The organism is Hephaestia sp. MAHUQ-44 (assembly GCF_023806085.1).
In the GTDB taxonomy this organism is placed as follows: domain Bacteria; phylum Pseudomonadota; class Alphaproteobacteria; order Sphingomonadales; family Sphingomonadaceae; genus Sphingomonas.
Window position 1 is genome coordinate 20,972 of sequence record NZ_JAMSLX010000020.1, and the last position, 18,601, is coordinate 39,572.

Annotated in this window: 16 protein-coding genes and 2 pseudogenes; 10 read left to right on the top strand and 8 right to left on the bottom strand. The window is 61.1% G+C overall.

The annotated features are described in order from the left end of the window. Positions 1–133: 133 nt before the first annotated feature. Together NFE57_RS16810 and NFE57_RS16815 are read left to right on the top strand one after the other, a co-directional pair. Positions 134–262: pseudogene (locus NFE57_RS16810) on the top strand (sensory rhodopsin transducer); the annotation flags it as partial. After that, complete coding sequence (locus NFE57_RS16815) at positions 207–446, top strand: sensory rhodopsin transducer (RefSeq protein ID WP_353653950.1); 240 nt, start codon at positions 207–209, stop codon at positions 444–446. The pseudogene NFE57_RS16810 and the gene NFE57_RS16815, both read left to right, overlap by 56 nt. A gap of 6 nt (positions 447–452) precedes the next feature. On the opposite strand, the gene NFE57_RS15545 is transcribed toward NFE57_RS16815, so the two are convergent. The 4 genes and pseudogenes from NFE57_RS15545 to NFE57_RS15560 all read right to left on the bottom strand — a co-directional run bounded on the left by NFE57_RS15545 (position 453) and on the right by NFE57_RS15560 (position 4,261). Then, on the bottom strand, positions 453–1,697 hold the full coding sequence (locus NFE57_RS15545) for an alpha-hydroxy acid oxidase (RefSeq protein WP_252136510.1): 1,245 nt from the start codon (positions 1,695–1,697) through the stop codon (positions 453–455). 270 nt (positions 1,698–1,967) lie between these two features. Further along, positions 1,968–2,519 (bottom strand): annotated as a pseudogene (locus NFE57_RS15550) (UdgX family uracil-DNA binding protein). A 180-nt stretch (positions 2,520–2,699) separates the two neighbouring features. Next, the gene (locus tag NFE57_RS15555; RefSeq protein WP_252136534.1) at positions 2,700–3,107 is read right to left on the bottom strand and encodes a low affinity iron permease family protein; all 408 of its coding nucleotides are present in this window, start codon (positions 3,105–3,107) and stop codon (positions 2,700–2,702) included. 137 nt (positions 3,108–3,244) lie between these two features. Further along, positions 3,245–4,261, bottom strand: a complete 1,017-nt coding sequence (locus NFE57_RS15560) for a DNA topoisomerase IB (protein ID WP_382280818.1) — start codon at positions 4,259–4,261, stop codon at positions 3,245–3,247. 119 nt (positions 4,262–4,380) lie between these two features. Between NFE57_RS15560 and ku the strand changes: the two genes are divergently transcribed. Beyond that, entirely contained in the window at positions 4,381–5,250 is an 870-nt protein-coding gene (ku, locus tag NFE57_RS15565) for a non-homologous end joining protein Ku (protein WP_252136512.1), read from the top strand. Between the two features lie 3 nt (positions 5,251–5,253). Further along, positions 5,254–7,773 carry a DNA ligase D gene (ligD, locus tag NFE57_RS15570; RefSeq protein ID WP_252136513.1) on the top strand — a complete coding sequence of 840 codons (2,520 nt, stop codon included), beginning with the start codon at positions 5,254–5,256 and terminating at the stop codon, positions 7,771–7,773. 56 nt (positions 7,774–7,829) lie between these two features. On the opposite strand, the gene NFE57_RS16820 is transcribed toward ligD, so the two are convergent. Both NFE57_RS16820 and NFE57_RS15580 read right to left on the bottom strand, forming a co-directional pair. Continuing rightward, positions 7,830–8,957 (bottom strand): sensor histidine kinase, encoded by a 1,128-nt coding sequence (locus NFE57_RS16820; protein WP_252136514.1) that lies wholly within the window; start codon positions 8,955–8,957, stop codon positions 7,830–7,832. A gap of 333 nt (positions 8,958–9,290) precedes the next feature. Beyond that, entirely contained in the window at positions 9,291–9,662 is a 372-nt protein-coding gene (locus tag NFE57_RS15580) for a PRC-barrel domain-containing protein (protein ID WP_252136515.1), read from the bottom strand. A gap of 344 nt (positions 9,663–10,006) precedes the next feature. On the opposite strand from NFE57_RS15580, the gene NFE57_RS15585 reads away from it, so the two are divergent. Then, complete coding sequence (locus tag NFE57_RS15585; protein WP_252136516.1) at positions 10,007–10,858, top strand: SDR family oxidoreductase; 852 nt, start codon at positions 10,007–10,009, stop codon at positions 10,856–10,858. Between the two features lie 44 nt (positions 10,859–10,902). Here the strand turns inward: NFE57_RS15585 and NFE57_RS15590 are convergent, their stop codons facing one another. Both NFE57_RS15590 and NFE57_RS15595 read right to left on the bottom strand, forming a co-directional pair. Then, entirely contained in the window at positions 10,903–11,583 is a 681-nt protein-coding gene (locus NFE57_RS15590) for an RES family NAD+ phosphorylase (protein ID WP_252136517.1), read from the bottom strand. 2 nt (positions 11,584–11,585) lie between these two features. Continuing rightward, positions 11,586–11,972, bottom strand: a complete 387-nt coding sequence (locus NFE57_RS15595) for an MbcA/ParS/Xre antitoxin family protein (protein WP_252136518.1) — start codon at positions 11,970–11,972, stop codon at positions 11,586–11,588. 224 nt (positions 11,973–12,196) lie between these two features. On the opposite strand from NFE57_RS15595, the gene NFE57_RS15600 reads away from it, so the two are divergent. The 5 genes from NFE57_RS15600 (at position 12,197) to NFE57_RS15620 (ending at position 18,556) form a co-directional block, all read left to right on the top strand. Beyond that, entirely contained in the window at positions 12,197–13,171 is a 975-nt protein-coding gene (locus tag NFE57_RS15600) for a nucleotidyltransferase and HEPN domain-containing protein (RefSeq protein WP_252136519.1), read from the top strand. Next, positions 13,168–14,088 carry a HEPN domain-containing protein gene (locus NFE57_RS15605; RefSeq protein WP_252136520.1) on the top strand — a complete coding sequence of 307 codons (921 nt, stop codon included), beginning with the start codon at positions 13,168–13,170 and terminating at the stop codon, positions 14,086–14,088. Before NFE57_RS15600 ends, NFE57_RS15605 begins: the two co-directional genes overlap by 4 nt. A gap of 280 nt (positions 14,089–14,368) precedes the next feature. Beyond that, entirely contained in the window at positions 14,369–14,911 is a 543-nt protein-coding gene (locus NFE57_RS15610; RefSeq protein WP_252136521.1) for an RNA polymerase sigma factor, read from the top strand. Further along, positions 14,908–15,945 carry a FecR family protein gene (locus NFE57_RS15615; protein WP_252136522.1) on the top strand — a complete coding sequence of 346 codons (1,038 nt, stop codon included), beginning with the start codon at positions 14,908–14,910 and terminating at the stop codon, positions 15,943–15,945. Before NFE57_RS15610 ends, NFE57_RS15615 begins: the two co-directional genes overlap by 4 nt. Before the next feature lie 103 nt (positions 15,946–16,048). Beyond that, positions 16,049–18,556, top strand: coding sequence for a TonB-dependent receptor (locus tag NFE57_RS15620; protein WP_252136523.1), 2,508 nt, complete (start codon positions 16,049–16,051; stop codon positions 18,554–18,556). Positions 18,557–18,601 lie beyond the last annotated feature (45 nt).

The following is an 18,601-nucleotide window of genomic DNA, read 5'->3' on the forward strand; positions in this document are numbered from 1 at the left end:
GGGGAAATTTTGCGTGTCTAGGTAACGGATCGCGCCGTGCGCCGTTCCATCGCGATACCAAGGAGAAGGTGAAATGGACGCGATCGGTCATACCTGCTGGGTGATCCCCGAGGGATTCAGCCCCGAACAGAGCATGGTCAACCCGGGTCGCCCGCTACTCAGCCACGAGGCGACGTGCCCGCTGAATACCGGCGACGCCTATGCACATGTTGAGATCGTGCTGTTTTTCACCGACCGCGAACCCGTCGGTCCATACAAAGTGGCTCTCGGCGCGCGCCGCACGCTGCATCTGCGCTTCAACGAAGTCGACGATCCCGAACGGTACCGTTGGCCACCGATACGCCAGCGTCATCACCGCCGACGCGCCAATCGTCGTCCAGCACACACGGCTCGATTCACGCGCGGCGGAGATCGCCCTGCTGTCGACTATGGCCTATCCCGCCTGACGCCGGTCAGACCTGCGGCATCGGCATGCCATGCATGCGACGCATCAAAGACGCGTCGAGCGCGTCGAGCGACGGCACGCCGAGTTGGCCAAGCTCGTTCATTGCCTGATCGTGCAACAGCTCAAGCGCGCGATGCACCCCGTCCGCGCCGCCCGCGCACAGGCCGTAGAGCGCGGCGCGACCGGCGAGTACCGCGTCGGCGCCAAGCGCCAGCGCCTTGAGCATGTCGGTGCCGTGCCGGATGCCGCCCGACATATAGAGCGCGATCCTGTTACCGACGATTTCGCGAGCTTCGGGCAGGACATCGAGCGCCGAGATCGCCCAGTCCATCTGCCGCCCGCCATGACTGCCAAGCATGATGCCGTCGACGCCGCTGTCGATCGCGCGACGCACGTCGTCGAGATTGAGGATGCCCTTGACGAAGAACGGCTTCGACCAGCGCGCGCGGATTCTGGCGACGTCATCCCATGACAATGTGCGCGGCATCTGATCGCGAATCCAGTTGGCGCTATCGAAGAAGCTGCGCCGGTCATTCGGCACGAAATCCATCACGTTGGCGAATTCGGGCATGCCGTGCGCCATCGTCGAGGCGAGCCAGCGCGGATGAAGCGCGGCGTCCACCAACGCGCCGAAGGTCGGCCACGCGCCGCCCACCCGGTTGCGATCATCCCATTCACGATCGCCGAAAATCTGCGAGTTGGTGGTCAGCACCAGCGCCTCGCAGCCGCAGGCGTCGGCGCGGCGCAGCAATTCCTGCCAGATTTCCTCGCCGCCGAACACGTAGAGCTGCCACCAGTGCCGCAGGCGATCGACCTTCGCCACATCCTCCATGCGATCGTTTGACATCGTGCTTTGGATGAAGGGCACACCGAATCGCGCCGCACCCTGCGCGAGCGCGGTATCGGCGTGGCGCATGAAAACGCCGTTGAGCCCGGTCGGTGCGATCGCCAGCGGCATCGCTGCCTCGCGTCCGAGCAGCGCGCGCGTCAGATCGCGATGCGATTCATCGGTCAGCGTGCGCGGCAGGTAACGCCACTCGGCGAAGGCCTCGCGCTCGCGATGCAATGTGGCCTCTTCGCCGGCGCCGCCTTCGAGATATTCGAGCGCGAAGCGCGGTATCAGTTTGTGCGTACGCGCGCGCAAATCGGCGACCGCCCGAGTGCGATCGAGGTGGCCGCCGGTATAATAGCGCCGCGCCGGGGAGCCGGCGATTTGCGCGATCGAGGGAGCGGGGAAAGAGCGTTTCCTCATCGATCGCCGCCGCGTCGCAGCGCGTGGCGCAGCACGCGTTTGCCACGAAGAACGCCGACGAGGATTGGACGGATCATGCTCATCTCTCTGTTGTCGTCGCCCACCCCTCGTCAGCGATAAACCCTGGTCGATTGACGAGGTTGCATCGTGTTGCGATAAATATTGCCGGGAAACTGCTACTCGCCTGACGGGCTGATATGCAGGATGCGCTCGCGAGAGCCGGTTTCGCCGTGCTGCCGCCGCGCCCCGGACGTAGCGCCCGTTCCATCCTCACGGCTTGTGGACTGGCGTAACGGTTGCGGCTCGCCGCAGGTCTTCGATGAAATTCTTCCGCTCGATCGTGCGCGCCCGCGCGTCGGGCAGGCGCAGCAGAAAGCTGGGGTGGACGGTGACAAGCAGACATCCGCCTTCCCAGGTACGCAATGTACCGCGTAGCGGCTTCACCGCCTGCCGTTTGCCGCTCAGCGCCTGGAGGGCCGTCGTGCCGAGCGCCACGACCACGGTTGGATCGACCAGTTGCACCTCCTTGGCCAGCCATCAGCGATAATGGCGGATGTCGCCGGCATTGGGTTTGCTGTGCAGGCGGCGCTTGCCGCGCGGCGTGAACTTGAACCGCTTCACCGCATTGGTGAGAAAGACGCGTTCGCGGTCGATACCCGCCTCAGCCAGACAGCGATCGAGCACTTGCCCCGCGGGTCCGACGAAGGGCCGTCGCAGTTGATCCTCTTGGTCGCCCGGCTGCTCGCCCACCAGCATCAGCGGCGCATCGGGAGCGCCCTCGCCCGGAACGATATGATCGGAGAAATCGGGCGAGGGCGGCACGTCCTCGCGCGACAGCGCCGCGTAAAGCGCGCCGAGGCTTTAAAGCATCGCGCTTCACTTTTGCCGCGCGCGGTCATGCCGCTGGCTGTTTCCGGATGGCAAAGCTCAGACTCTCGACCCGCGCCTGGATGTCGAAATAGGCGGCACGCCGGTCGATGGGCGGACGCATGCGTACGCCTCTTATCGGCGATCGAGCAACCGCCCGACGGCGATATGTGGCGGCGATTTTTCTATTTCGGCCGCCTGGTCCTTTTCCAGCCGCAGCCGGATCGCCTCGATCTCGGTGTCCGTCAGGTGCTCTATGCCGATGAACTCCCCGCGCGCTTCGGCGACCGCGCGCAGCAGTTCGTCAAGCTTGGCCTGCAGGGCGGCGGCGTCCCGATTCTGCGTGTTCTGGACCAGGAAGATCATCAGGAAGGTGATGATGGTCGTGCCGGTGTTGATGACGAGTTGCCAGACCTCAGAAAAAGCGAAGATCGGTCCGGTTGCCGCCCATATCAACACCAGCACCGCCGCCAGCATGAATGTGGCGGGCTTGCCGGCGAGAAACGCAACCCGGCCGGCGATTTTCGTAAAGAGCTTATTCATGGCCGGGATATCCATGGCCGTGCGGTTTGGCATGGCCTTCGACCAGAAAAATCGTTGGGATCCACCCATCGGCATAGCGCTTCATGAACCCTTCTCCTCCTGTGCATGTCACTTCTCGCTGGAACACGGCGCCGATCTCAGGCCGCCAGCAGTACGTCGCTGGAGCCGACCTGATCAAGCAACGCGATCAGTGCCCGTTCCTCCCGGCTCAACCATTTCGTACGGCGCGGCAGACCGGAGGTTTGCCGCAGCGTTTCCTGGGCCTCGCTATCGTCGCAGAAAGTTAGCAGAGCAGGATGGATGTAGGATTTGCGAGCGACGGCTGGCGTATTGCCCAGCCGTTCGGCTACGATGACGCTCAAGTCCTTGGCGGAGAGATGCCGGTCGCTTTCCAACAGCGCCTCGAAGGCGGTCAGCGTCGCAGCCCAGGTGCGGAAATGTTTGGCGGTAAAATCCCCGCCCATCGCATCGTGGATATAGTCGTTCACGTCCCCTGAATCGACCGGATGCGTTGCCCCCTCTTTGTCCACGAACTGAAACAGGTGCTGGCCGGGCAGATCCTGCATCGAGCGTGCAAAGCGGATCAATTGCCGATCGTCGATTTCCAGCTCCTTCTGGCGGCCGCTCTTCCCCTTGAACTTCAGTTTCAGGCTATTTCCGTAAAGATTTGCGTGGTGGCGGCGCAGCGTGGTGGCGCCGAAGCTCCGATTGGCATGGGCATAATGTTCGTTGCCGACACGGATGCCTTCCCTGTCCAGCAGACGGATCACGCAGGCGATGGCGCGTTCCTTGCTCAGCCGTCGAGCGGCGAGATCGGCCTGAACCGCTTTTCGCAGATCGGGCAGCGCGCGGCCGAAGCCCGCCAGGCTATCATATTTTACGCATTCTCGGGTGCGGCGAAACGCCGGGTGATAGCGATATTGCTTACGACCCCGCGCATCATAGCCGGTGGCCAGCAGATGACCGTTGGGCTGCGGACAGAACCAGACGCGCTCATAGGCGGGCGGGAAGGCAATGGCATTCAGCCGGTCGATTTCATCGCGGTCGGTGATCCGATCGCCGTGGCAATCGAAATAGGCCCAGCCATGGCGAATGTGCCGTCGCGTGATTCCGGGCCGGTCGTCACGCACATAACGAAGTCTGCTCGGCGCCACCTTGTCACCTGTCCTGATCTGACCAGGCTATTACGCGCGGAGTCGGACAGGGTTTCGTGGCGACGGCGGGAAACAACCGGCTGCCTGTGCGCTTTACCTTCGTCAAGGAGATTTAGGCAATGGTTGCACGCGCCTATTGGCAGGGACAGATCAGGCTTGCGCTCGTCTCGATCCCGGTGGAGATATATCCAGCGACGAAATCTGGTGCGACAATCAGCTTCCGGCAGATCCACGAACCTACGGGCAAGCCGATTAACTACGAAAAAATCGTGCAGGGCGTCGGCCCGGTCGATCGCGACGAGATCGTCAAGGGCTACGAGACCGAAAAGGGCCACTTCGTTCTGCTCAAGGACGAGGAAATCGAGGCGCTGAAAGTCGAGAGCAAGAAGACGCTGGAACTTGTCCAGTTCGTCGACCAGCATGAAATCGACGTCTTTTATTTCGAGAAACCCTATTATGTCGTCCCGGCGGACGATCTGGCGGAAGAAGCCTATATCGTCCTGCGCGAGGCGCTGGTCCATTCGAAGAAAGTGGCGCTGGGTCAGCTGTCGGTGCGCGGACGGGAGCAATTGGTCTCGTTGAAACCCTGCGGCAAGGGGATCATTCTCGAGACGCTGCGCTATGCCGACGAAGTTCGTCAAGCGCGCAGCTATTTCTCCGACATCGGCAATGACAAGCCGAGTCCCGAACTGCTCGATCTCGCAGCGACGCTGATCGAGAAAAAGAGCGCGCCCTTCGAGGCGAAGAAGTTTCACGACAATTACATCGATGCCGTCAGGAAGCTGATCGACCGCAAGACGAAGAGCAAAGGCAAGAACAGGACGATCATCAAGGAAGCGGACGAGCAGACCGGCTCTCACGGGGCCAACGTGATCGACCTGATGGCCGCGCTGAAGAAATCCGTGGGCGAGAAGAATGCCCCGGTCAGCAAATCCCCCGCCCGGAAGACTCCCGCCAAGGCGGCCTCTCCACGGCGCAAACGGGCCTGAGCCATGATGAGATCCGATCCGCTGTCCGCCTACAATGCGAAGCGGAATTTCAGGAAGACCAGCGAACCGACGGGCAGGCGTGCGAAAGGTGCGGACACGCATCGTTTCATCGTTCAGAAACATGATGCGAGCCATCTCCACTGGGATTTCCGGTTGGAAATGGATGGCGTGCTAAAAAGCTGGGCGGTGACCAAGGGGCCGTCCGCCGATCCCGGGATCAAGCGGCTGGCGGTGCGCACCGAAGATCATCCCCTTTCTTACGCCGAGTTCGAGGGGACGATCCCCAAGGGGGAATATGGTGGCGGCACGGTAATGCTGTGGGACAAGGGCACCTGGACCCCGATCCCCGGCAAGAGCGCCAGGGATCTGGAGGAGGGTCATCTCCATTTCACGCTCGATGGCGAGCGGATGAAGGGTGAATGGCTGCTCGTCCGCATGAAACCGCGCACGGGCGAGAAGCGGGAGAACTGGTTGCTACGCAAGGTGGAGGACAAACATATCGCACCGGACGACGCGTTGATCCGTGAGGGCTTGAAAAGCGTGCTGACCGGCCGTTCCATGGCCGAGATCGCATCCGACAAAGCTGGCGTCCATGCCCTTGCCGGCAAGAAGGGCAAGGCCTTCGCCGCCGAGATGGACAAGGCGGCGCGGCGTAATGCGCAGAAATCCGTCAAACAGGCCAAGCGCAAGGCGCCGGCCAAGCTGCCCAAGTTTCGCAATCCGCAACTGGCGACTCTGGTGGGTGCCGTGCCCACGGGCAATGATTGGATGCATGAAGTCAAGTTCGATGGATATCGCGCGCTGATCGCGGCGGCGGGCGAAAAGGTCGTGGTCTATACGCGCAGCGGGAAGGACTGGACGGGCAAGTTCGGTCCGCTGGTGGAGGCGATCGCGGCGCTCGATCTGCCGCCCTGCCTGATCGACGGAGAAATCGTGGCGAACGGGAAGGATGGCAATCCCGATTTTTCCGCCCTCCAGGCCATCTTGAAGCGCGGGCATGGCGCGCAAGGCGCCAAGGATCGCCTGTTCTTCCACGCCTTCGACCTGCTCGATCTGGACGGCGCCGATCTTGCGCCGCTTGCCAATATCGAACGCAAGGAACGGCTGGAGGCGTTGCTGGCGGAGACGCAAAGCCCGGTTTTCGTCGCCGACCATGTGATCGGCGCAGGCGAGAAGCTCTTTGTCGCGATGTGCGGCGCCGGGCAGGAAGGAATCATCTCGAAGCGGATCGAAGCACCCTATTCCGGACGGCGCGGGCGAGCCTGGGTGAAGGTAAAATGCACGCGGCGCGAAGAGTTCATATTGGTGGGATACAGTCCGTCCAGCGCCAGGGGACGTCCCTTCCGTTCGCTGCTCCTCGCACAGCGTGACGGCGATGCGCTTGTCTACAAGGGCAAGGTCGGAACGGGATTTGATGCGGACATGATGGACGAGCTTGCCGCCGACTTCGCACAGCTCGCCCGCAAGACCGCACCTGTAAAGGTAGACCGTCCCGAGGCGCGAGGCGTTGTCTGGCTGACGCCCAGGCTGGTCGCGGAAGTGGCCTTTGCCGAATATACTGCGGAGGGCCGGGTACGCCACGCCAGCTTTCTGGGTCTGCGGGGCGACAAGAGGGCCGAGGAGGTGCAGCCCGAGAAGATGCAGAAGGCCCCAAAAACGGACAGCGGCGTAAAAATCTCGAACCCAAACCGTGTGATCTTTCCCGATACCGGGCAGACCAAGGGCGATCTTGCCGACTATTACGCTGCCATTGCCCCCTTGATGCTGCCCTTCGCCGCGCGCCGTCCGGTCAGTCTGGTGCGCTGTCCGCAAGGCCGTGCAAAACATTGCTTCTTTCAGAAGCATGATAGCGGCGGGTTCGGCGACCGGGTGCTCCACGTGCCGATCAAGGAAAAGGACGGCGGTACGGAGGATTATCTCTATATCGAGGACTCCCGCGGCCTCCTCGCCTGCGTGCAGATGGGCGCTATCGAGTTTCACGGCTGGGCTGCGCGGACGGGCGATGTGGAAGCGCCCGACCGCATGATCTTCGATCTCGACCCCGACGAGAGCCTCGATTTCGACGCGGTGGTGAAGGCGTCAGAGGACATTCGCGATCGGCTTGAGGAATTGGGCTTGGTCAGCTTTGCGATGCTGTCGGGCGGCAAGGGCGTACATGTGGTTGTTCCGCTTGATCCGGATCATGATTGGGACACGCACAAGGATTTTGCCCGCCGCTTTGCCGAAGCCCTCGCACTGGCGGAACCGGATCGCTTCACGGCGACGATGAGCAAAGCCAGGCGGAAGGGGAAGATTTTCATTGACTGGCTTCGAAACCAGCGCGGTGCGACGGCGATCGTGGCCTATTCGGCCCGCGCCCGCGAGAGTGCACCGGTCGCGGTGCCGATTGCTTGGGAAGAGCTGAAGACGACGAAAAACGCGCATCCCTTTTCTATCGGGGATGCGCGCGAGCTTCTTGCCCGTGCGAAGGACAAGAGCCTGTCAGGCTGGGGCTTCGCGGCACAGGCGCTGCCGGAATTCTGAAATTTGCAATGGCAACGTCCGCCGATGATATGCAGCCAAAAAAGGCTGTTCTACGCTCAGTTGGCGAGTTCCTCCCACGGAACGCGGACATCGAACTTGAGGCCCTCGGCTTCATACCGCCGTTCCACCGTGCTGGTCCCGCCCAGTCCCATGTCGATCAAGCGCGATCCGAAGCCCACCCGAATTGGCTCCGATACTTTTGGCCCGCCTGTTTCATGCCAACAAAGATGCAGTTCGCCTGCGTCGATCTTCCAGAACAGCGCCACTTTTCCTGTTGGCCTGGAAAGAGCACCATATTTGATCGCGTTGGTGGCGAGTTCGTTCAGCATGAGCGACAAAGTCACCGCCGCGCGAGAACCGATATGCAGATCAGGACCATCGAATGCCACCTGCCCCAATGCGTCGTGCGGTTCGATCGATGCGACGACGATCTGATAAAAGGATGCTGCTGACCAGTTTTGACGCAACAGAATGTCATGAGCCTGGGCAAGCGCGGCGAGACGGCTGGAAAATGCTTCCATCGCTTCTGGTTCGGCAGCGCCGCGCAATGTTTGTCCCGCAATCGCCTGAACGAGCGTGAGAGTGTTTTTGAGGCGATGACCCAACTCGGCATTTACGAGCGCTAGCTCGGCTTGCGCGCGCATTTTTCCTGTGGTTTCGACCACGGTATCGAGCATCCCGGTAACGCTGCCATCAGCCATGCGAAGCGGGCTGTAGCAGAAAGTGAACCAGGCCCGCTCTTCCGGGCCGGAGCGCTCAATGGTGAGCGGGAAATCCTCGATATAGGTTGGAATGCCGGCGTAGGCGCGTTCCACCATCGGGCCGATCGTTTCCCATACTTCCGACCATATGTCCGCGAAGGAGCGCCCCAGAGCATCTGGCTTGGCTCCCAGAATGGAAAGGAAGGCATCATTGTGGATTGTCGTTAGATTCTTTCCCCACACTACCGCTTTGGGAAAACTCGAATCGAGCATCTGCCGAACCGCGATCTTCAATTCGGATGGCCAGTTCGCGCGAGGTCCCAGCGGCGTCGTGGTCCAGTCGAAGGCATCGACGCGCTCTCGCATATTGTCAGGTGCCGCCGTGCGCCGGGGATGTTCCTCACCGCTGCGAAACCCTTCGTCGTCGATTTCCATGCATCCGTTCTCGATCGACCGCCATGCACCCATCGCGACGCGGTTCACGCCACTATCCACAATTGAAGGGAGGCCGCCAGCAAATAGGAAGAAAGCGTGCCCTGCTTGCAGCTCTGCCGGGCGGGTTTGCGTCCATGCGGTCTGTTTTATCGGTAAAAGGAAAACTTTTTGCGAACGGTGGCGGAAAGCCCGCTGACTTGTCTCGCAAGCGGTGGAGGGCCACGAAGCCGATGGGCGCTCCGCTCGCTTCCGGTAAACGGGACGCGGCCCCGGCATCATCCTGCCTGCGATGGTCAGTTCGGCAAACAAACAGGAAATAGGGGTCATCATTGTGGAGGGCCGGGTGCGGCCGGATCGATGGCCGGCCGCACCCGGCCGAAGTCAGTACGGGTAATCGACCCCGTAATAGTCATAAACCTGTCGGCCATAATCACGATCAAAGGCAGGTTCGCTGCCGCTCGCATAGCGCGGTGCCTTCTCGAGCACGGCCTTGTCGAGGTTGACGACATAGCCGCCCCGGTCGGTGTTGTAGACAAGGAAGTCCCAGGGAAGCGGATAATAGTCGCTCCCGAGACCAAACAGGCCGCCGAACTGTAGAACGGCATATTCTACCCCGCCCGATTGCTTGTCGACCATGAAGTTGTAAATCGTGCCCAGTTTCTCCCCTTCGCTGTTATATACGTGGGTGCCTTCCACCTTGTTCGAGGCGATGAGGCGGCTGGTTTCGTCGGTGGCGATATCGGTCTGCGCCATGGCATGTCTCCTTCGCTATTATCGTTCTGGTCGAACGCACCGGCCACCATGGTTTTCCAAGGGGATCGCGGTTGGAGCGTCAGAGCGCCCCGCAAAGCTGATCAGCCGTGAACAAGGCCACCGACCTCGCACCCGCGTCAAGGCGATCAAGATTCGCAACGATTTTGTCCGTCGGCACGTTTCCCCACGACCGACAGGAGATACGAGGATGCGCAATCCATCCAAGAGGCCGAAGAACCGCGAAGTGGAAAATGAGATGGTCTGTCCGCCAGACCGGCCGGGGCAGCCGCCGCGCCCGGTAACCCAGCCCGAGGCTCGCCGTCCCAACCCGAAGGAGAGGCGCGATGACTGAAACCACCCCGATGATCAACGAGGATTCCCTGCCGGGACATGAAAGCAAGCTCGAGCCAAAACCCGAATGGCAGCCTCGTTACCAGGGTTCGGATCGTCTCGCCGGAAAGGTTGCTATCATTTCCGGCGCAGATAGCGGCATTGGACGCGCGGTTGCCGCGCTTTATGCACGTGAAGGCGCCGATATTGCGATCGCCTATCTGCTGGAAGACGATGACGCCGCCGAAACCAAAAAGATCGTCGAGGCTGAAGGACGTAAAGCGATCACAATTCGCGGAGACGTCGGCGACAAGAAAACCGCCGACCGGATCGCATCAGAAACGTTCAACGCATTTGGAAGAATCGACATATTGGTTAACAATGCCGGCGAGCAGCATCCCGACAAGGACATCACCGATATCACCGAGGAGCAGCTGCGCCGTACCTTTCAAACCAACTTTTTTGGTATGTTCTTTCTCACTCAGGCGGTGCGACCGCATTTGAAGAGCGGCGCTGCGATCATCAATTGCACCAGCGTGACCATGTATCAGGGCAGCAAGGAACTGCTCGATTACAGTTCGACCAAAGGCGCCATCACCGCCTTTACCCGGTCGCTCTCGGAAAATCTTATCGGCGATGGCATCCGCGTGAATGCCGTCGCGCCCGGTCCCATCTGGACGCCGCTCAACCCCTGCGGCGGGGCCAGCCCGGACAAGCTCGCCCATTTTGGCGAGAGCACACCCATGGGCCGTGCCGGACAGCCAAATGAGGTGGCCCCTTCATTCCTGTTTCTAGCCTGCGAGGACAGTTCCTACATGTCCGGACAAGTTCTCCACCCCAACGGAGGAATAATCGTGAATGGGTGAGCGGGGAATCCATCAATCCGCCGATCGGCAATCAGCGGCAGGGATCAGCCGAAGCGTTTCTTTTCATAGATCGTCGCGATCGTGTGGCCATCCCAGACATAGCAGAGGTGCCGTTCCTGCCGGCAATTCGATAAGAGCCGAGGTCGAAACACCGCCGCGCATTCACCGGTTTCGTCACGCACGCTTCGATAGACAATTCCGCCAGAACCGGTTTCGCGCAGCTTGCGCGCCAGTTCCTGCGATATCGCATAGTTTGTGGGATGATAATAACCGGGATGGCTTTCCCGCATGCTCCGAATGTCATGACAATCGGCGTTGAGATCGACGGCATAGACCCGCATGTCGAGTTCCTGCGCCGGCTCGTCGGTCGCTGCCAGAAAGCTGATACGATGGTGGACGGTCTCCGCAATCGCCGTCTCGATCGTCCGGCTCGCATAAAAGGCGCCATAGCTGCCGTCGGTAAAGCGGTCGCCCAATGGATTGAGATGGGTGAAGGCGGCCATGATCGGCGATTTGCCTGGACCCGATATCCGGTCCTCGGGCGCCACTAACGCAAGATCACCCACCTCGTCGCGAATGCGGTCATTGGTCATCGCCTCGATCTGATAGACGGCTTCCAGATCGGCAGGATCGGCGACCGCTTCAAACAGATTTATCGGCGGGAACCGGCTCGCCACGATGCGATAGCAGGGCTGCCAATCGACCGCAGAGACGGGGATATCCAACGCTAGCCGCGCTGCGCGTCGATATATTGGCGCACCACATAGAGGTCGGCAACATTGCCCGAGCTCATCCGGTCGAGCGCCGATCTGCCGGCGAAGATCGACGCTTTGTTGGGTTTGTGCACCCATTGGTCTGCGGTCTCCGGCACCAGGATATGGAGCCCCTTGTAGATGCCGAGAACGTAGGAGATGCGTTCAAGCGCATCCTTCGAAATGGCCGCAACGGCGCCGCGCTTCCATGCTTGCAGGGTGGACCGGCTATCGAGCCCGAGCAGGCGAATCTGGTCCTGCTCCTTGAGCTTCCATGCCTCTGCGATACAGAAAAAGGTCCGCAGGGCAGGGCCGGTGAGATCCTTGCGATCGATTGCTTTGGCAGGCGATGCACTGGCCATGGCGTAAGCTCCTCCAGACATCTGCCATATGTTTATAAATGGATGAAATGTCAATGTGCGTTCATAATATGAACATGCGTGGGGCCGCAGCGATCTGACCTGCCGCCGGTTGCATGGACCGTTCTTCACACCGTTGCGGGTGCGCACGCGGTCAGCCAAGCCGGTCCAAAACCTGCCATGTTTTCAAGGTGCATCAGCGGCGTTCCGTTGCTAGGCTGTTCCTGATGCGGACCGGCCTCGATCATCTTCCTGCGAGCAACCAACGTGAGCTGCGGATGGTGGCGGACACCACCCTCGACCGCTTCGAGGAGGCGCATTCGCGCGCGGCGACGCAATGGAAGAAGAAGGGTCGCCTCCACAAAATCATTCTCTACGGCAGCTATGCGCGCGGCGATTGGGTGTACGAGCCCCACACCAAAAAGGCCTATCGGTCGGATTACGATCTGCTGATCGTCGTCAACCACAAGCGCGTGGTCGACAATGTCGACTTCTGGGAAAGCCTGCGGGCGACGTTCATGGGCCTGCTGGAGCAGCGGCAGATGAAAGTGCCTGTCGGGATTATCGTGCATACCCGGCAGGAATTCCACAACGCGCTCGCGCAAGGTCGTTTCTTCTTCGCCGACGTCGCGCGTGAGGGCATCGCGCTCTATGAAGACGACGACAAGCCACTACCAAAGCCGCGTCCGAAAACGCCGGAAAGTGAGCTCGCGCTGGCCCGCGAATATTTTGACCAATGGTATCCCGGCGCTGGCGAGTTTTATGACGCGTTTGAATTCAACGTTGGGAAAGGGCGCCCGCAAAATGCGGCCTTCCAACTGCACCAAAGCGTCGAGCAACTTTATCACACGGCGCTGCTCGTCAGCACGTTTTATACGCCGCATGTCCATAACATCCGGCATCTGCGCAACGAGGCCGCCAAGATCGATCGCCGTTTCGTCTATGTTTGGCCCGAGGACACGCATTGGCAAAGGGCGTGCTTCAATCTGCTGAAGGACGCCTATGTGAAAGCACGCTATTCGAAACCTTATCGCATCAGCGCCGAACATTTGGCCTGGCTGGGTGAACAGGCGCAGGAGCTTGCCCGTGTCGTGCGGCTGGTTTGTGAAGAGCGGATCGCCGCGCTTGAGCGACGCGCCGCCGATGATGCGGAGACGACGGTCGTGCACTTGCCGAAACGCGCTGCTAGGCTGGGCCGATGAAAACCGGGCTCGACCATCTTCCGCCGCAGAAAAAGCAGGAGATCGACCGCATCCTGCGGCTCGTTTTCGAGGAGTTCGAGGATGCGCTGAGCCTCGCTCGTCACGAATGGAAGACCGCCGGCAAGATCCTCAAGGTCATCCTGTATGGCAGCCACGCGCGCGGCGACTGGAGCTACGAACCCGGGTCGCGGGTCGGCAAGAATTCCGATTGGGATTTGCTCATCATCGTCAACGATGAGCGCCTGACCGACTATATGGCCTATTGGTCGAACCTCGCGAAGCGCTTTCGCGTCGAATTCGAGCACACGCACCGGCTGCTCTCGCCGGTCCAGTTCATCGTCCATTCCCTCGACGAGGTGAACGATGCGCTGTCACACGGGCGCTATTTCTTCATCGACATCGCCCGAGATGGTGTTGCTTTGTACGAAGCGGACGAGACCCCCCTCGCGGAACCGCGACCGAAATCGCCTACCGAAGCATCAAGCGCAGCAAGGGATTATTTCGAGACGTGGTTTACCAAAGCCACCGAGTTCTTCGACACCTATCGCTTCAGCGAGGAGCGTGGGCGATATGACAATGGAGCGATCCAACTTCACCAATGTGTCGAGCGACTTTACCAGACGGTCCTGCTCGTTTGTACCTTCTACACGCCCTATATCCATGACCTCGTGAAGCTCCGCGGTCAGGCCGAACTGGTCGATGCGCGACTGCAAGCGGCGTGGCCCCGCCAGAACTCGACCGACGTGGACGCCTTCGAGAAGCTGCAGGAAGCCTATGTGAAGGCGCGCTATATCAAGGATTTCGATATCGGCGCCGAGCAGCTTGCGTGGCTTGGCGAGCGGACCGAGGTGCTGATGGACCTCGCCAGATCGGTGTGCGAGGAACGGCTGGCGGCGCTCGAAGCTGCCGCGTCCTAGCGGCGCTTGCAACGAATACCGGCTCGGGGCATGTTTACGTCGCAGCTGACGATCGCTGGCACTTCGGCTGTAGATATCTCTGCCAGGCATCACGCACACCAGTCCATCGCATCGGACAGGTGGCCGGACCGGACCAAGGGCGCCTTCGCGCCTTAACGGCGGCAGCCCTTGCTGGATCAATCGCCGGAGCATTCCCGGGCGATCGGTCGTGCTTGCATGGTTGAGCCACCATGCCCCGAAATCGTTGTTGCTTGCGTTCCGCGCGCCGGGGCGGTGGTCCATGAGCGATGTCCGCAATGTGCTCCGATTGGATGGCACCGCGCCTTCTGAACGTGCGACGTGCATCGAACAATTGTACGAAGCCGAGGGGCCTCGTCTGCTGCGCTTCTTCCAGCGGCGAACGGGCGACGCGCACTCGGCCGCGGATCTGGTGCAGGATGCATTTATTCGCCTTGCCGGTAGTCGCCGGTTCGGCGACCTCGCCAATCCGGCTGCCTATCTCCAGCGGATTGCGCGCAATCTCCTCGTCGATCGCGCGCGATGGCGCGCAACGCACGAGGCGCTCCATGTCCCGTTGGCGGAATGGGACGGGCAGGGAGCAGCGGTGCAGGAAGAGACGCTCGTCGCGCGCGACATGCTCCGGCTTTACGAACAGGCGATGGCCGAACTTCCCGAACGGACGCGAACGATTTTTCTGTTTCAGCGCCTTGATGGCATGACCTATCGTGAGATCGCGAATGAGCTGGGTGTGACCTTGTGGACCGTTGAGCATCATATGAAGCGCGCGATTGCGCATATCGATCGGGTGTTCGAGGACGCATGAACGCCCATGGCGATGGCGGCGGCGGCGAGGCCATCCGCGAGCAAGCCGCGATGTGGATTGCGCGTCTTGGCGATGGCCAGCCGTCCGCGGCTGTTCAGGCCGATTTCGAGGCATGGCGCATGGCCGATCCGCGCCACGCACTGGTCTATCGCCGTATGTCGATGCGGTTCGACAATGCCCGCATCCTGCACGCGTCGCGCCTTCATGGGCGCAAGGCGAAATGGTTTTCGCGCCCCGCTCAACTCGCGATGGTGGGAGGCGCGATTGCGGCGACAATCGCGCTGATCGTTGCTGTGCCCTTTTATTATGGCAATGCGCCGGATGGGGCGACGCCATCCGGGACGACGGAGGTCGCCGATCAAGTGTCGGCCTCTCCGATTGTTCGCCAGCAGATCGCGACGCTCGATGCGGCGATCAGGACAATCGGGCTCGCCGATGGCTCCACGGTCGCAGTCGATGCGCAAAGCTTGGTCGCGATCGATTTCACACGCGCGGTGCGCACGGTGCGGCTGTTGCGCGGCCGAGCGCGCTTTGTCGTTGCGCATGGGCAGCGTCCTTTCGTCGTCGAGGCCGGGGGCGGATCGGTGATTGCGCGGGGGACAATATTCGATGTTGGGGTGGGGGCGGGGGATCGCGTCGATGTCGTGTTGCTTCGAGGCGTCATCGATGTGGCGCCGGGGCCAGCCGATGGTGCGCTCGGCCGCCAGGTGGAATCGCGCCGCCTGACCGCGGGGCAGGCGATCGCGTTCGCGCGCGGTGTCATCGCGCCGCCGCCACGGCAATATGCTGCGGCCGAATCCGAATGGGTCGATCAGGTCGGCGAATTCGACAACGTCACGCTCGCCTATGTGCTCGATCGCGCCAACGCCTATACCGCAAGACCCCTTCGGGTGGCCGATCCCGCACTCGGACAGATCAGGATTTCGGGCCGGTTTCGCGTCACCGATCCGGACCGGCTGGCGACCAATCTCGCGAGTCTGTTCGACCTCCAGGTCGAGGCGGGGCCAACTTCAGTCCTGCTCAGTCGCAAGTGATGCAGATTTTTTTCGTCAGGCACTACTGAGCGGGCCAGATTGATCGTCGTCCTCCCCAGCAAACGAACGGGGAGGCAAGACCATGCCATCGAAAAGACAGTTGATGCCGCTTGTCGGCGTCGCGTGCGTCATGGCGCTGAGCAATCCGGCGGCGGCAGCACAGGCCCAGACGCAGGTTCATTATGACATTCCCGCGCAGGATCTTGCCACGTCTCTGCGTCATGTAGGGCAGCTATCGGGCACCGAGATCATGTTTGCGCCGACGGATGTCGCCGGCATCATCGCGCCACTACTCAAAGGTGACCTGAGTTTGCATGAGGCGCTTGATCGCCTGTTGGCCGGCACCGACCTTGAGGCGCGTTTCAACAACGGAACTGTGATCGTTCGGGGGCGATCGCAGGCGGCGGCCTTCGAAAAGGACCAGACCGCCGCTGCGCACATCATGGTGACCGGAAGCCGGATCAGAGGAACGAACCCGACCATTCCGGTTCGCTCGATCACGAGAACGGAGATCGATCGAAGCGACTTTTCGGATGTAGGAACGCTGATGCGCAGTCTTCCCGAAGCGTTTGGCGGTGGGCAGAATCCGGGTGTGATGGGGGCGTCCAGCTCGGTCATTCGAAACCAGAATGTCTCGAATGCGTCGTCGATCAATTTGCGCGGTCTGGGCGCCGACGCGACGCTGGTTCTCTTCAATGGCCACCGGATGTCGGCGGATTCGTTTTTCCAGGCCTCGGACATCTCAGGCATCCCGATGGACGCCCTCGAGCGGGTTGATATTCTCAAGGACGGCGCGTCCGCCATTTACGGTTCCGATGCCGTCGCCGGCGTCGTCAACTTCGTGCTCCGCAAGGATTTTAACGGGGCGATGCTCAAAGCCCGCGTCGCCGGCGCCACGCAAGGCGGGGGAGAAGAGCAGGTCTATTCCGCCTTGGTAGGGCACGCGACCGACCGATGGCACGCGATGGCGAATGTCGAATATAGCGACCAGGAGGGCGTCACCGCATCGCAGCGGAATTTTACCTCCGGCATGTATGGCGGGAGCACCATCCTGTGGCCGCAGAAGCGTACGTCCGTCGTGGTCAGTTCGGGGGGCACACTTGGCGGTTTCGACCTGTCGTTGGACGGGCTGTACGCGCATCGTTCATCGTCATCCGTCAACGGGTACAGCCCTACGGCACCTGTCCTTCGCTATGCCCAGGATAATCGATCGCATGCGCTCGCCCTTTCTGTCGGCAGGGACGTGGCGAGCGGCTGGCGGGTCGAAATCACGGGTGTCACGGCAGGCACGAAGAACGAGAGCGAAGGCAACGGGACGCACACCGCCTACAAGAATAAAAGCGAATATGCAGAGCTCGTGGTCAATGGCACGCCTTTCTCGCTCGGCGAGCGAGAGGTTCGCGTGGCGGTGGGGGGCGGGGCGCGCCACGAGGAATTTGCGGAGCGTTCGCTCCCGACAGGCGTGATATCGACGTCTGGAGAACGCAGCGTCGACTACCTTTTCGGAGAAATCCTCGCGCCGCTGGTCGACAATTCGAACGGCTTTTCCGGGCTGGAACATCTCGATCTGAGCCTGTCTGCTCGTTACGAAGATTACAGCGATTTCGGTAAGACGACTAACCTTCGGGCCGGTGTACGCTACGTGCCCGTCGAAGGGCTCGCGCTCAGAGCCACCTGGGGAACATCCTTCAAGGCGCCGTCCTTTCTTCAGCAATATCTGCAATCGCTCGTCTATCTTTTTCCTGCTGCGACCTTCGGCTCGAGCCAGCCTGGAACGGGGCTTATGACCTGGGGCGGCAAGGCCGATCTCAAGCCCGAAAAGTCGGAATCGTGGACGGCGGGGATCGAGTACACGCCGGCATCGATTCCGTCCCTGTCGCTGTCCGCGACCTATTTTCATATCGATTACACGGACCGGATCGTCCAGCCGGTGGTCAGCTATGGACGGGCGTTGACCGATCCGGTCTATGCGCCGTTCCTTCTGCTCGATCCGTCACCGGCCGTGCAGGCTCAATATATTTCGCAGACCGATCTGTTCTACAATCTCACCGGGGCTGCCTACGACCCCGCGAGCGTCCTGGTGCTTGTGGAGAACCGCTACACCAACGCGGCGGCACAGATCGCTCAAGGGGTAGATGTCGGCTACCGCCAAGCCGTCGATGTCGGGGCGAGCCGCCTCAATCTGTTTGCCAATGCCACCTGGCTCGACCTGTCTCAACAGACGTCGCCGGTTTCTGCAGTCCAATCATTGGCCGGTACGCTCAACAATGCGCCCGATTTCAAGGCGCGGGCAGGGGTTTCCTGGTCGGCTGGCGGTTGGCGAGCAACCGGAACAATCAATTATCTCAACGGCTCGGTCGACGATGTCACCATTCCGCATGCGCGGATCGGATCCTGGACGACCGCTGACGCCAATGTCGCGTATCAGTTCGGGAAGGATCGAGGTTGGGCGTCGGGGCTAAAGATCGCGATGTCGGCGACGAACCTTTTCGACCAGGATCCACCCTTCGTACTCGGCGCCGCGCAGACCAATGCCGGGCAACATTATGACAGCACGAATACGACGCCCGTCGGCCGGATCGTTACCTTCGAAATCAGCAAGAGCTGGTGAGGCCATGGAGGACCGGTCGGCACGCAGCTGACCTCAATTCGAGCA